At 50.4% G+C, this 14,090-nt stretch carries 10 protein-coding genes; all 10 read left to right on the top strand.

Features of this window, described 5'->3' with window-relative positions; genetic code table 11:
- The first annotated feature begins 847 nt into the window (after positions 1-847).
- The 10 genes from AAH187_RS00965 (at position 848) to AAH187_RS00920 (ending at position 13,799) form a co-directional block, all read left to right on the top strand.
- Positions 848-1,729, top strand: coding sequence for a mechanosensitive ion channel domain-containing protein (locus AAH187_RS00965; protein ID WP_342346562.1), 882 nt, complete (start codon positions 848-850; stop codon positions 1,727-1,729).
- A gap of 144 nt (positions 1,730-1,873) precedes the next feature.
- Positions 1,874-2,011 carry a hypothetical protein gene (locus AAH187_RS00960; RefSeq protein ID WP_342346561.1) on the top strand — a complete coding sequence of 46 codons (138 nt, stop codon included), beginning with the start codon at positions 1,874-1,876 and terminating at the stop codon, positions 2,009-2,011.
- Between the two features lie 172 nt (positions 2,012-2,183).
- Complete coding sequence (locus tag AAH187_RS00955; RefSeq protein WP_342346560.1) at positions 2,184-2,660, top strand: hypothetical protein; 477 nt, start codon at positions 2,184-2,186, stop codon at positions 2,658-2,660.
- A 224-nt stretch (positions 2,661-2,884) separates the two neighbouring features.
- Positions 2,885-3,718, top strand: coding sequence for a hypothetical protein (locus AAH187_RS00950; RefSeq protein ID WP_342346559.1), 834 nt, complete (start codon positions 2,885-2,887; stop codon positions 3,716-3,718).
- Positions 3,719-3,722: 4 nt separating this feature from the next.
- Complete coding sequence (locus tag AAH187_RS00945; protein WP_342346558.1) at positions 3,723-4,586, top strand: CBS domain-containing protein; 864 nt, start codon at positions 3,723-3,725, stop codon at positions 4,584-4,586.
- Positions 4,583-5,887: a magnesium transporter gene (gene mgtE, locus AAH187_RS00940; RefSeq protein ID WP_342346557.1), complete on the top strand. Its 1,305-nt coding sequence runs from the start codon at positions 4,583-4,585 to the stop codon at positions 5,885-5,887. The genes AAH187_RS00945 and mgtE overlap by 4 nt, the downstream gene beginning before the upstream one ends.
- A 363-nt stretch (positions 5,888-6,250) precedes the next feature.
- Positions 6,251-7,453 carry a hypothetical protein gene (locus AAH187_RS00935; RefSeq protein WP_342346556.1) on the top strand — a complete coding sequence of 401 codons (1,203 nt, stop codon included), beginning with the start codon at positions 6,251-6,253 and terminating at the stop codon, positions 7,451-7,453.
- Positions 7,454-8,188: 735 nt separating this feature from the next.
- A complete protein-coding gene (locus AAH187_RS00930; RefSeq protein WP_342346555.1) occupies positions 8,189-9,454 on the top strand; it encodes a TolC family protein in 1,266 nt (421 codons plus the stop codon).
- The gene (locus AAH187_RS00925; RefSeq protein ID WP_342346554.1) at positions 9,451-10,668 is read left to right on the top strand and encodes an efflux RND transporter periplasmic adaptor subunit; all 1,218 of its coding nucleotides are present in this window, start codon (positions 9,451-9,453) and stop codon (positions 10,666-10,668) included. Before AAH187_RS00930 ends, AAH187_RS00925 begins: the two co-directional genes overlap by 4 nt.
- Positions 10,665-13,799 (top strand): CusA/CzcA family heavy metal efflux RND transporter, encoded by a 3,135-nt coding sequence (locus AAH187_RS00920; RefSeq protein WP_342346553.1) that lies wholly within the window; start codon positions 10,665-10,667, stop codon positions 13,797-13,799. The genes AAH187_RS00925 and AAH187_RS00920 overlap by 4 nt, the downstream gene beginning before the upstream one ends.
- Positions 13,800-14,090 lie beyond the last annotated feature (291 nt).

Below are 14,090 nucleotides of genomic sequence, written 5' to 3'. Positions count from 1 at the left end.
ATTTTTACACAAATTCACAATTGGCGCCTCTCGACTACATATCTGTGGCTCTCTGTGCAAGCTCTCACCAACAATCCCTGAGCGTTTCCCCGTCTCTCCGCCATTCTTAGCCTGAATCTTAGGAATCCTCAGTATTGAGTGCCACCATCGAAAAAGTTTTTTAAGGACGGCCAAGGAATGCTGGATCCGTAGGAATGCACACCACCAACGCGCATTTCGATTTCCAAACATGCAATCATTCCGGAGTCTTTCGTGAAACTTTGGAAGGAAAGGGAATGTGTCGTAAAACCTATTCAGTGATTGTAGTGGTCAAAAATTTATGAACACCGCGTGAGGTGCTTACTAAGGTGGTGTTTGTTCCAGAGGCGTACAGAAGTTTTGTAGATGTGGATGTGGATTTGGGCGCCATGCGGTGATGATCGTAAAAGCTCATCAGATATCCGCCAATATCTTGGTGGCCTTGGTGAATTGTCAGTTACCCCTCCTGAAGGCCCCCCGTCGCCTGGACACTCCGAAATAACCGTTCCTATGAAAGGTCGAGTAACACGACGGGAACCCACCGCCACTCGCTCACAGAAACATACCTGAGTCCCTCGACCCATACAGCTCCTGTCATCCAACCCTGATACTGCCGCGCCTGATCGCCCCGGACGGGATTTTTTGATCTCAAGTGGCATCCTTCTCTGTCATGTGCTTTTCTCTCCGCTTTTTTCTCCTCTATCTTTTCTGACATTTTTCTGGTTTATTCACCTAACCCCACACGGCAATAAACAGGACACCTCCGAAAGAGTCTCACCATCAGTAACAACGTGGCAGAATATCTATAATGCCTCAAAGGAGCACAACCATGGATCTTTCAACGGTCCTGAACGCATTGGATCACTTTTTCACCTATCCCTTATTTACCGTCAACCAGACCCCGATTACCCTCTCGTCTCTGGCATTTTTTGCGTTCATCATGGGTGGTTTCATAATCATCAACACCCTGATACGACGTTTTCTCAGCAACCAATTACTTAAACGCTCGAAGATGCCCAAGGCGACACAATACACCTTAACCCGGATAATTCAATATTTCCTGCTCCTTGTCGGCACCGTGATTGCCTTTCAAGTCATCGGCGTGGACCTGAGCGGTCTTGTCGTCATTTTTGGATTTCTCTCCGTCGGAATCGGATTCGGCCTGCAAAATCTGACGTCCAATTTCATCGCGGGACTCATGTTGCTATTCGAACAACACATACAAATTGGGGACCGCATCACCGTGGGAGACACTGAGGGAGATGTGGCAGAAATCAACATTCGATCTACCACTATTCGTTCTCTGAACAACGTTGCGATCGTAGTTCCCAACTCCGAATTTATCTCTTCCACGGTTATCAACTGGTCGCACGGTGACCCTAAAACCCGTTTGGAGATTGAGGTGGGAGTCTCTTACAATTCAGATTTGGACAAGGTGATTATTTCACTTTTGGAAGCAGCAAAGGAAAACCCTATGGTTCTACCGCACCCAGAACCAAAGGCCTGGCTTATGAGTTTCGGAGATTCCGCCTGGAACATGCGTTTATTAGCCTGGGTGGAAGATCCACAAGGCAGAAGGCAGGTTCAATCCGATATTAATTGCGCCATCGTCAAGAAATTTCGGAAAAATGGTGTGGAAATTCCTTTCCCTCAAAGGGACCTTCACCTCCGAACTCCCGTACCGCTGCCCATCGCATCGACCGGGACATAACGCCCCAATCGTCAATCGGAGCAGAAAGGTTTTCGAATGCGTTAAGATATATGTGGAGATTATTCCTCTTGCATGCTGCCTTCATCCTGCCCACATGGTGTTTGAGAAGCTCTCATAGCATTGCTAGAATGAGGAAACAGCCTTATGTCTCGCAAAAAAACGACCTTACAATCGGATCACCTCGCACCGTTTTACAGTGTTGCAAACATTCTTTCTATGTTGCCCTACGAACACTTAACTGATAACGATCCAGGCGCCAGCCGCGATTTCCCCAAAAATTGAAAAACTGCAATTACACGTGAACAGGCTACGAAAGGTCCACGTGACAGGACCGGAAACACCCTGTATGGCTGCGGGTCTTCCATTTTTGGCGAGGATAAACCCTTTTCAACTGAATTTTGGCCTGAATTAGGTAGAGCTCACAAATTCTTTTGCAACTCTGGAGAATACATTTATGAAATCCTTGATCGTCTACGCGGCATGGTTGTTGTTAGGAGTAGGATTGGGTTTAGGGGCACCGTTTTTCGTTTCCCAATACGCTCAACCCTACCTACCCCAGTTTCTTCAGGAAACGGTTCATCCCCTAACAGGGACGGTCACACATAAGGAACGACAACAGGACCGATTGTTAATGACTGTCACCACGCAAGACGGCACCATCCTGGCAACCTTTCAAAAACAGGTTCCAGAGATTGATCTACTTGTGGAGGAACAGGACTCGGTCACGTTGGACGTCAAGCAATATGAACCCTTCGTGACTGACCCACCAGTCATTAAAGTCAACAAACTCATACAGCAGGTCCCCGAACCGGCCCAACCCTCACATTCTTCGATCGAGCCCGAACCTCTCTCGAACTCTCAGTTGAATCCTTCACCTCCAACGGGAGAGACATCTGAGGACACAGAATCTTCTCATCTCCCCCTCAATTAATGGTTGAGGGCCCAGAAGAAAAGGATAGCCCACTGAATAACACGTGGGCTCACCAACACCGAATGCCACTCCAGTGAGGACATTCCCTCTCATGATGGTTGAACGCACAGTAAAACTCATCGATCCAGCAGGCGCAATAAGGAATTTCGTCTCTCTGATTGCCTCGTTTTTTGTCGAAGTGTGTACCCTATTTCTGCTTATTTATTTCTAAGGAGGTCAATCCCGTGGATATCACCCTTTGGACCGCGACCCTTCAGGAATCGTTTGAGTACAGTTTCAAACTGTTTATGGCCTATCTCCCCAAAACCCTTGGGGCCCTGATGTTATTAGGCCTGGGTATCCTATTGGGAAAAATCGTTGAAGCGGGAACGAGCCGCGTCCTGCATATGATCGGGGTCGATCGTTTACTGGGCGGCACCGGCGTTCTCACGCTCCTCAAAAAAATCGGTAGCCAAAAAACAATTTCTCAAATTGTCGGTCTTCTGGGATTTTGGCTGGTATTTCTCCTCTTTCTGATTTCCGCAACCGAAGCCTTAAGTCTAGCCCTCCTGTCCGAAACCTTAACGGGACTGGTGCATTATCTGCCCAAAATCGGCATGGCGACCCTTATTCTCGTTCTGGGCCTCCTGGCCACAAACTTTGTGCGCGACCTCATCTCTGTCGCATGTGATTCTTCTGGAATCCGACAAGGCACCATCATCGCGCAAACGGTCTATATCGCCGCCACCCTGCTTGTTCTGGTGACGGCCATCAATGAGTTGGGGATTGACACGTCATTGCTCAACCAAATCATCGTCATTCTCATAGCCGGACTCATTGCCGGAGCCGCGTTATCTTTTGGAATCGGTTCTCGTTCTGCCGTGAAAAATCTGATTGCCGCCCACTACATTCAACCCATTGTCCGAATTGGCGAAAAGATTCAGGTCGGCGCCTACACTGGCACCGTTACAGCCATAACTCCCATGGTCGTCGTCCTGGATACGGAGAAAGGACGGGTGGTAATTCCTGCCGCACAATTTACCGAAGTCACCAGCATTCTTTCTCCAACGGAGGGGTAGACCGATGAATTTGACCCAACAGCTTCGGCAAGCCTTTATCCAGGAACATCCATTAGAGGCGGCACGTTACGTGGAGGAACTACCGGCTCAGTCAGCGGGAGACATGTTGCACACCATGGAGCCCCAACATATCGCCGCCTTCCTGGAGTATTGTCTTCCCGGCCCAACAGCCGAAATTCTCAAACAGTATCCACCGGCAACCAGCGCGCTCATACTCAGCCGACTATCCTCCCGTTCAGCACGGGCAGTGCTCCGACAATATGACGCCCCAACACAAACCTCTCTGCTGGATCAGATTGACCCGGCCATGGGGGCACATCTTCGTCGATCAATCAATTTGCCGGATCATACCGCTGGCAGTCTTGCCGACCCCCATGTTCTGACGCTTCCACCGGACATCACCGTCGCGCAGGCTCTCCAACGCGTGTCCCAAACCATCGGGCAAGCGATCTACTATTTATATATCATTGATCATCAGACAAACTTACGCGGAGTCATCCTCATGAAAGAGCTTCTGGGAGCCGAGCCGACCATCACCCTATCCGCCATTATGAAGCAGGACGTAAACGCGATCCCGGCCTCGGCCAATGCCCTCGACATTGTCGCCCACCCCGCATGGGCTCAATACGACAGCCTTCCGGTCATTGATCAAGACCACACGTTTATTGGTGCCCTTCGACATCGAACATTGAGACAATTTCTCCAGTCACGATCTGCTGAGTATCAACCGGCTTTTCTCTCCGACGCGCTCCTGCAACTATGGGAAGCGTATTCCCTCTCCGGAATCGGACTGATGACCGCCTTGGGAGACGCTCTGACCACATCGACACCGCCAGGTTCTCCCCGGAAAGAACAGGACACACCATGACGACACTTGCAACGACTGAACCGATGCATCAGGCATTTATTGCCAAATTTCCCGATGAAGCCGCACATGTGTTTGAGTCCCATGATCCCCAGGAGGTGATCCCCATACTTGCCGATCTTCCCCCTACCATGATCGCAAAAGTCCTCTCGGTCATGTCACCATCATTGGCCGCTGACCTTCTCGGAATCATTCCGCAAGCGTTACTCCTGAGTGCGCTTCCCCATCTCCAACCCTCATTGGCCGCTTCGCTCCTCCAACGAATGCCCGATGAGACCCGTGTGGCTATTTTGGGTGCCCTACCCCAACACATTTCCACCGATATTGGTCCATTCATGGAGTATTCGGAGGATTCGGTCGGGATGCTCATGGATGTCCAATTCCTTGCGCTCCCGGAAGACCTGACAGTCGAGGAAGCCATCCGACAGGTTCGCACCCATGACACCCAGCATCTCAATGAAATCTACATTATTGATCGCAGACAGGTCCTCGTGGGCGTCCTATCCCTCAGAGATCTGTTTTTAGCCTCTCCAAAGAAGAATCTTGCGGTCCTGATGAAACGAGAATTACCGACCATTCATCCCCTGGAAAATCAGGAACAGGTCGTGGAAATTTGTAACGAATGGAAGGTGCTGACTATTCCGGTTACTGATTTGGACGGCCGCCTACTCGGAATCATCAGCAGTCAAGACATCATTCAGGTTGAAAAAGAAGAGGCCACCATAAGCATGCAAACCATGGTGGGTGCCAGCAAAGACGAACGAGCCCTATCGCCGCCAGGGTTTGCCATTCGGAAACGTCTCCCCTGGCTACAAATCAATCTGCTCACAGCATTTCTGGCGGCTTTTGTCGTGGGGTTATTCGAGGACACGATTGCGCAATTTACGGCCCTGGCGGTCTTGCTCCCCGTCGTGGCCGGGCAATCAGGGAATACGGGAGCTCAAGCGCTCGCGGTAGTCATGCGTGGGTTAGCGTTACGGGATATCCGTCCTTCCCAATGGTTCCGCGTGACCTTAAAAGAATCCTACGTCGCCTTGGCCAATGGTGTGGCTGTGGCCGCGACGACCTGTACCGCCGTATTTTTCTGGAGCCATTCCTGGGGATTAACCATGGTCATCGGCGTCTCCATGATCATCTCCATGGTCATGGCGGGGTTTTCGGGAGCAATCATCCCCATCATTCTTCGATCCCTGAAACAAGATCCGGCTCAGTCATCATCAATCATCTTAACCACCGTCACCGATGTAGCCGGGTTTTTTAGTTTTTTAGGACTGGCCACGATTTTTTCCAGCCTTTTGGGTTAATTGATACTCCGGGAATTATGGGGAATTACTATCATCATCAGAATAAAGGCATGGCCTGAAAGCAGGGTCTCCCGCAAAAGAACCAACCAGGATGAAAGCACCACCTCTAAGAAAAACGCGGTCTAGGACACGTGGGTTTTTGATCGGCACGTCCTCTTCCCTTGACAGAAACTGCGGCTTTGATACTCTCGCATTACATGAACCCTGGTTACGCCGAAGTGATTCAACGCTGGTGGATGGGCAAAGAAATTGCTCCACGGGACTCCCTTTCCAAGCACAACACCGACAGGGAAGATCCTTCTATTATTTGTAAGGATCAACATACAAAGAAAAACCTCCACGTGTTTTAAGGAACAGGACACCGTGAAAAAAAAACAAACCCGAATCTCGTTTTTGTCCTGCGTCATGCTCTGGAGTCTGCCTGTTATGCTATCCGGATGTTTTTCCCCGAAAGCTCTGGAACATGTGGTCATTGCGTATGACCATTCGGTCACCAGATCCCTGGTCGAACAATTGCTCCTCAATATTGCCAGATCCCATCATCATCAACCCGTGCATTTCACAGCCATTTCCAGTATTGCCGCCACCTTTAATTATCAATTTTTCGCCGGGGCTACCCCGCCGCTAGGCGGGACAAATGGCGGATTTGCATTGGCACCCGTCTTTGGGGGCAGCATCGCTGAAAATCCCACGTTTACCATTAGTCCCATTGAAGGAGAAGATTTTACCCAACGCCTGCTGACACCTCTCCGGGAAGGAAAATTGACACTCCTGCTGAGACAGGGGGTCGATATTGATTTACTCCTCCGGCTCATGGCCGGGGAAATCCGTACGACCACGAATAATCACGAAACCGCCTACTATAATCGACCGGCGGATAAGACCGGATACCCCATATTTCGACAAATCGTGCTTCATCTTTCCCGTTTACAAGATAACAATCAACTCTATATAGAACCCTTGGTGTATGACCGGGAATGGACCTTTCCATTATCCTCCTTTTCTGCCGGAGACTTTCAAACCCTGGAAAACAACTATCGCATAATTGTGGATGCGGAAAAACAAATCTATATCATTCAAAAACGGTCAATCGGGCATACCGTAATCACGAACTACGACCCGACCACCATCTCCAATAAAGAGCGATTAACTTTACAGGCCAAGGCGGATCGTTGGCCGCCGAACGATATCCTGGTCGATATCCGACCCGACAATCCGGGAGGGGAATACCCGGTACAAGGGGCCTTTCGGCTCCGGAGTTTTCACGGCATTCTCAATTTTCTGGGTCGATCCATTGCGAGTGAGCCGGAGTATCATGTGGATCCGGATCCAGGAACGGGAATCGTCGCAGAAAATCCGGTCCGGGTCTTGGACATTATCGAATCATCTATTGAACGCCCTAATACCAAACTTTCCGTCACCCATGAGGGACATTATTATTCCATCGCCGATGAGGAGAAACGGTCATGGAATCAGGAGTCCTTCCGCTTGCTGTATCAATTGTTTCAAATGACCGTCACCGATGCCCCACGCGGGAATGTCCCCAGTATCACCATCGCGAAATGAGAATTATGCGCATAAACGATCCATTCCGCTTGCGGGAGTAAACCTCGTTCACTTCCCTATCCTCAGGGAACATTGGGGGGGATGAGGCTGTTGAGATTCAACATAGACATCTCCGCCTTCAGCGGTCCCTATCATTTCCAATGTGTCCCAAGAGGTATGAGAGTGGGTTAACCTCCCATCCTCACACGCTCCCTCGACCCTACTAAACTGGGAAATGACAACCTGTCCTTTCACGGGACAGACTTTTCCTGAATCTCCTTCCTGCTCCAACCTGAACGCCTTCCATTCAACTGGAATCGGCTTAAATCTGTTGTTTACTATAAAAATATTCTTGCCTCATCTCCTTGTAAATGAAACTAACTCATGGAATGCCTCTTGCACATTGAAATTTATTAAGACCACCTGAGGATCTTCTTCGCTAAAACTATTACAAAAAAAGTAAGGGAGCAGGGGGAAGTATTTAGCTTATTCGGAAAAATTTTCGACATTGGTAAAAGTATCATCTTGCTCTTAGGGGTTCCTCGGCGATATGGTTGACCACTTTTCAGCCTGGGTTTTCTTTCTCTTCCTTTGTTTCCCAGGATTCGAATTGCGGAAGGAAAGGTTGCCATTGGGTAGCTTTTGTTCTCCACTCCTCCCTCTCTTGGTAATCCAAGCGTCAACGGATTATCATTTCCAGCCATCAACATGACTTTCCCTATACGTTTCATCCACTGCCTGTTTCTTGCGGTAGTCATGGTTGGGGTTCTATTCGAAACTGCATCGGCGCAACCGGATTCAATCAAAACTTCAAAGCAGGCACCAGCCGCAGTTCCCACCACGGTGACCTTGAGCTTGAACGATTCCTTATCCTTGTTTCTGGAGAAAAATCTTGATCTTTTGATGACGAAATACGGCATCGACAATGCCAAGGGGATTGCCATCACCGCTAAACTTTTCCCCAACCCGACTTTTTTACTCTATGGAGGAGCCGCATTTACCGGGAAACAGACCTTTGAAGGCACTCGCTATATTACTCCTCAGCTCGAACAGATGTTTTTGCTTGCCGGCAAACGTGGCTATCGGATGGAAAGCGCAGGCTATGGCATCCAGGCTGCCGAGGCGACATTCACCGATGCCATTCGTCAACTGACACTCACGCTCAAAGACACGTATTACCAAGTTCAATTGGCATCCCGTCGTCTTGATCTCGCGAAAGATAATCAGGAGCGGTTTCATCGAATCTTAACCATTGGGGAATTACGCTTTAAAAAAGGCTTCATCGCCGAAGTGGACCTCATTCGTCTTCGCCTTCAGGCAGTAGACTTCGGAGCACAGGTCATTAAATTTACGCAGGAAGTCCAAACGGCACTCGCTGACCTCCGACTCCTCCTGGCCTTCCCGCCCACAACGGATCTTGTATTAACCTCCGACCTCCTTTATAAACGGGTGACACCCGATATTGATAAACTGCGGACCGAGGCGATGAACAAACGTCCGGACCTTCAAGCCAGACGGTTCGTCCTTTCCCAGCAACAAACCAATTTAAAATTAGCCAAATCACTCAGAATTCCCGACCCTATTATCGGAGGCGCGTTCACCATGCAGGGGCCGCAAGGCGGGAGCAACCAACAATTGTATAGCCTCAACCTGGAAGTGCCGCTCCCGGTCTTTGACCGCAATCAGGGAGGCATTGCCCAGGCCGAAATCGCCATTCAAGTGGCGCAAGTCGATCTTCACAAGACCACCTTGGAAGTACAAAATGAGATTGAAGTGAATTACCGGAATTTAACTCAATCCCAACGTCTGGTGGAGGCCTATCAGGCGGGAGTACTGGACGATGCCAAAACCACATTCTCCATTCTCGAAAAAGCCTATCAAAAGGGTGGCGTGACGCTGATAGATGTGCTCGATGCCGCCCGCAGCTCACAGACCATTCTTCAAGACTATTTGGAAGCCCTGTTTGATTACCAACGAAATTTATTTCTCTTAGAACGAGCTGCCGGTCAGGATATTTTATGACAACCGTACCTCGTGTATTCCGGTGTGTTCTTTTCATCATAACTCTCAGTGGGATTGCCTGCAGTCAGGAAAGCCCACCACAAACATCGGCGACTACGGACCCTGCCTTTACGAAAAGTGACAAGGCCATTCCCGCACCCTCAACACCGGAGACACAAATCGTCACAGCCATAGTGACCGTTGAGCCATCCCACCCCGTCTTGTCCCTAGCAGGAAAAGTGTCCTATGGAGAGGATCGATATTCAAAGGTCTCTTCAGCCTTAATCGGTCGGGTACAAAAAATCCATGGACAATTAGGAGATTTTGTGAAAGCAGGAGAACTCCTGGTCGCCATTGAAAGTCCGGAAATTGCTTCGGCCTATTCGGAATTCATCAAAGAACATTCTGACTTATCCTACGCCCAACGTTCCTACGGCCTGGCCAAAGATTTGTATGAGATCAAAGCGCTCCCGCAAAAAGATTTGAAGCAAGCCGAAAACGATTTCGTCAAGGCCAAGGCGGAATTCCGGAGAGCGCGGGAAAGACTCCTGGCCCTTCAGGTCTCCAAGGAGGAACTCGATAAACCCATAGCCGATCAAACGATTACGTCAATCTATCAAATCCGAAGCCCCCTTTCCGGCACCATCGTGGACCGGGCCGTGACCCCGGGACAATCGGTCAGCGGAGATCCCAATCAAGTACTGTTTACGGTAGCCGATTTAAACACCGTGCAAGTCATCGCGGACGTCTACGACCGAGACCTCGGACTTGTAAAAATTAAACAACAGGCGATGGTGACCGTCGAAGCGTATCCGGAGACGGCATTTCCAGCCACCATCTCATCCATCGGTGATGTCGTGGATCAGACCACTCGGACCATTAAAATACGGGCGGTCGTCAACAATAGCGATCACAAACTCAAGCCGGGGATGTTTGCTCGGTTGAATGTCAAATTGAGCGAAAGCCGTCCCTATCCCCTTATTCCTCAAGAAGCGGTTCTGGAAATTGACGGAAATATGTATGTCTATGTCGCGAATAGCGACAACCATTACATGAAACGTCCGATTAAAACCGGACTCCCCTCTTCCGGCCAAATGTCCGTCCTCAGCGGTCTTGAGCCAGGGGAAACGATCGTCGTCAAAGGGGCCGTACTCCTCAAAGGCCAGGACATGAATGTCGAAGACGAAGGAATGTCCTCCGAACACACGCCCCCCCCTTCTCCCCCGACATCATGATCGGCAGACTTGTCGAGCTGTCGCTCGTTCAGCGTGCTCTCGTCTGCACCTTCGGGATCTTCCTGCTATTTGGAGGGCTCTATGCTTTTCATATCCTTGACGTGGTGGCCTACCCGGATCCCTCGCCACCCTTTGTCGAAGTCATTTCCCAAAAAACGGGATGGTCGGCAGAGGAAATGGAGCGAATCATCACCATTCCCATTGAAACCGCTCTCCAGGGCATTCCCGGCCTCACCAATGTCCGTTCCTTGTCTCTGTTCGGTTTGAGCGAACTCAAGGTCTATTTTGAATTTGGCACCAATTGGTATGCGGTCCGCCAAGAAGTGCTGAATCGGCTCCATACTGTTGATCTACCCGAGGGCGTCAAACCGGAACTCTCTCCCTGGTGGGCCATCGCAGAAATCTATCGATATGAATTGGTGGGAGACGGCTATTCGCTCACCGACCTCAAAACCATCCAGGACTGGCAGGTCCGGCGCGCATTCAAACAGGTGCCCGGCATCATTGATGTGACGGCGTTTGGAGGCACCACAAAAGAATATCACGTGGACCTGGATCCCGGAGCTCTTCTCACCTATGGAGTCACTCTTGCTCAAATCAAAGCAGCCCTCGCCAATAGTAATGCCAATGTTGGTGGCAGTTATTTGGCCTTGGGACCCCAGAGTTACAATGTCAGGGGAGTAGGATTTATCAACAGCCTGGATGATGTCGCCAAAGTCGTCGTGGCGGTCAAAGACGGCACTCCCATCTTTATTGAAAATCTGGGAAAAGTGTCCATTGGCACTGCGATCCGTTTAGGACAAGTCGGCATTAACGAGGTGGAAGACACTCTGGAAGGGGTGATCCTTCTGCAACGGGACACCCAGGCGCTCTCCACCCTGGAACGCGTCAATCAAAAGATAGAGGAATTAAACCAAAAAAAACTCCCCACCGGCGTCAAAATCAAAACCATTTATGATCGCACCACCATGATCAACACCGTCATTGAGACGGTCGTGCACATATTAATCAACGGCATGGTATTGGTGCTCATCGTTCTCCTCTTTTTCCTGGGACATTTCCGGACCGCCCTGATCGTCGCCTGTACGATTCCCCTTGCTCTGCTATTCACCTTTTCCGCCATGGTCATGATGGGACAGTCCGCGAATCTCATTTCTCTGGGAGCCATTGATTTCGGAATCATCGTCGATGCCCCCCTGGTCATGGTCGAAAGTATTTTCTATTACCTCTGCCACCATGCCAAACCCGGGGTCACCCCTCCTCAGCTCATTGCGAGGGCCGCCCGTCATGTGGGACGACCGATCCTATTTTCCACGGTGATTATCGTGGTGGCGTTCATTCCCCTTTTTACGATGACGGGAGTGCCCGGAAAAATTTTTGCGCCCATGTCCATTACTTATGGCCTGGCCCTGGCTGGTTCGCTGCTTCTGGCCTGTACCCTCGCGCCTGCCATGTGTTCCTTCCTGCTCAATGGACCCATGCGCGAACAAGAACCTAAACTGGTTTCGATACTCAGGCAAAGCTATCTGACCGCTCTTCGTTGGGGACTTCATCATCAAAAGCTGGTACTAGGCGCGGTGGGTATCCTATTGGTAGTGACCGTTTTAGCACTCAACTTCATGGGTGGAGAGTTTATGCCGGCGCTAGAGGAGGGCAACATCTGGGTTCGTATTCGCATGCCGATCGATATCCGGTTTGAAGATGCCGCAGCCTTGGCCAGCCGTATGCGGAACATGTTTATGGAATCCCCTGAAGTCGCCACTGCGGTCTCACAGCTCGGACGTCCGGATGATGGAACAGACCCAGAAAGTTTTTTCAATGTGGAATATTACGTCAATCTTAAACCCCGGGATGAATGGCGCCCCGGCCTGACCAAAGAAGGCCTGATCGAGGAAATTGAGGGACGCCTGGAAACGATCCCCGGGCTCAAGGTCAACTTCTCCCAACTCATCCAAGACAGTGTGGAAGAAGCCATGTCCGGCGTGAAAAGCGAAAACTCCATTAAGCTCTATGGGCACAACCTAACAGAACTTCAAACCCTTGCGGAAAAAGTCGAGGGCGAACTTAAAAACATCCGGGGAGTGAAGGAACTCAGTATCAACCGGACCATGGGACAACCCAACCTCCTCATTCAAGTTGACCGGCAAGCCTGTGCCCGGTACGGCATACAAGTCGGCGATGTGAATGCCATGGTTCAAGCCGCTATTGGCGGGGAAGCCGTCACGGAAGTGATCGAAGGGGACCGACGATTTGAATTAGTGGTGCGATTCCTTCCCCAATACCGGCAAGACGAAACGACCATTGGACAGATCCAAGTCAGTTCTCCTGAAGGCGTCGGCATACCGCTCAAGCAGTTGGCCACGATCGTTCGACAAACCGGCGCCTTTATGATCTATCGAGAAAATCACGAGCGATATATCCCTATCATGTTCAGTATCCGCGACCGGGACCTCGTGAGTACGATTCGAGAAGCCCAACGGCATTTACAGAAAAAAATTCAACTCCCGGAAGGCTATCATCTCGAATGGGCCGGACAATATGATCAATTGGTCAAAGAACAACAACGCCTGATGATTGTCGTACCCCTCACCATGATTCTCATTCTCTTTTTGCTATACCTCACGTTTGGATCATTCCGGTACGCCTTTATTGTGCTCGCCACCGTTCCCTTTGCCATGATCGGAGGGGTCCTCTCTCTGGTCCTGACTCATACGCCCTTTAGCATTTCCGCAGCCGTAGGATTCATTTCCACATTGGGGATCGCCATTCTGGGCGGCGTCTTAATCGTCTCCAGTATCCGGGAGTTGGAACAAAATGGCATCCCCCTCAAGGAGGCTATCCTTTCAGGAGCCGAGTTGCAGATGCGACCGGTGTTAATGGCCACCCTGGGAGCCGCGTTGGGCTTAGTTCCCGCCGCGCTCGCGAGTGGCATCGGTTCGGAGGCTCAAAAACCCTTGGCCCGTGTGGTGGTGGGCGGCATGTTGACCGCCACATTCCTCATTTTATTCGTTGTTCCCATCTTGTACCAATTGACCAGTCAGTACTCTAAAAGAAGTTCTCGATCTCAACCCGATCCCGAAGATCATGAACTCACTGCCCCGGACACTACTCACAGAAGCGAGCATCCTTAACAATTGGCATGGCTTGCCCTCACAACTCCATACTCGATCCTCCCAATTTTCGGAAAACCCGCCAACTCATTCACCATTGAATGAACGGTGATTTGGCAGCATCCTCATCTGACCGAGCGGGTGGATGGTGGATTTCAATCTTCTCTATGCCAGGAGGGGCGATTCCTCAGATGGAGTCGGCAGAAATCGGCTGGGATAGGTTAGCATCAGAATTTGACAACCGATTTAGTCCAAGCTTAGGCCAGGCGCATCCGCTCCAAGGACGCGAGCGCATTGCCACCACTGGTGTCC

Source organism: uncultured Nitrospira sp. (genome assembly GCA_902500695.1).
In the GTDB taxonomy this organism is placed as follows: domain Bacteria; phylum Nitrospirota; class Nitrospiria; order Nitrospirales; family UBA8639; genus Nitrospira_E.
This window is presented reverse-complemented; position numbering and strand designations above follow the sequence as displayed.

Excerpts from the sequence above, each read along its gene's own strand:
- AAH187_RS00965 (WP_342346562.1), top strand. The coding sequence starts at position 848 with ATGGATCTTTCAACGGTCCTGAACGCATTGGATCACTTTTTCACCTAT.
- AAH187_RS00960 (WP_342346561.1), top strand. The coding sequence starts at position 1,874 with ATGTCTCGCAAAAAAACGACCTTACAATCGGATCACCTCGCACCGTTT.
- AAH187_RS00955 (WP_342346560.1), top strand. The coding sequence starts at position 2,184 with ATGAAATCCTTGATCGTCTACGCGGCATGGTTGTTGTTAGGAGTAGGA.
- AAH187_RS00945 (WP_342346558.1), top strand. The coding sequence starts at position 3,723 with ATGAATTTGACCCAACAGCTTCGGCAAGCCTTTATCCAGGAACATCCA.
- mgtE (WP_342346557.1), top strand. The coding sequence starts at position 4,583 with ATGACGACACTTGCAACGACTGAACCGATGCATCAGGCATTTATTGCC.
- AAH187_RS00930 (WP_342346555.1), top strand. The coding sequence starts at position 8,189 with ATGGTTGGGGTTCTATTCGAAACTGCATCGGCGCAACCGGATTCAATC.
- AAH187_RS00925 (WP_342346554.1), top strand. The coding sequence starts at position 9,451 with ATGACAACCGTACCTCGTGTATTCCGGTGTGTTCTTTTCATCATAACT.
- AAH187_RS00920 (WP_342346553.1), top strand. The coding sequence starts at position 10,665 with ATGATCGGCAGACTTGTCGAGCTGTCGCTCGTTCAGCGTGCTCTCGTC.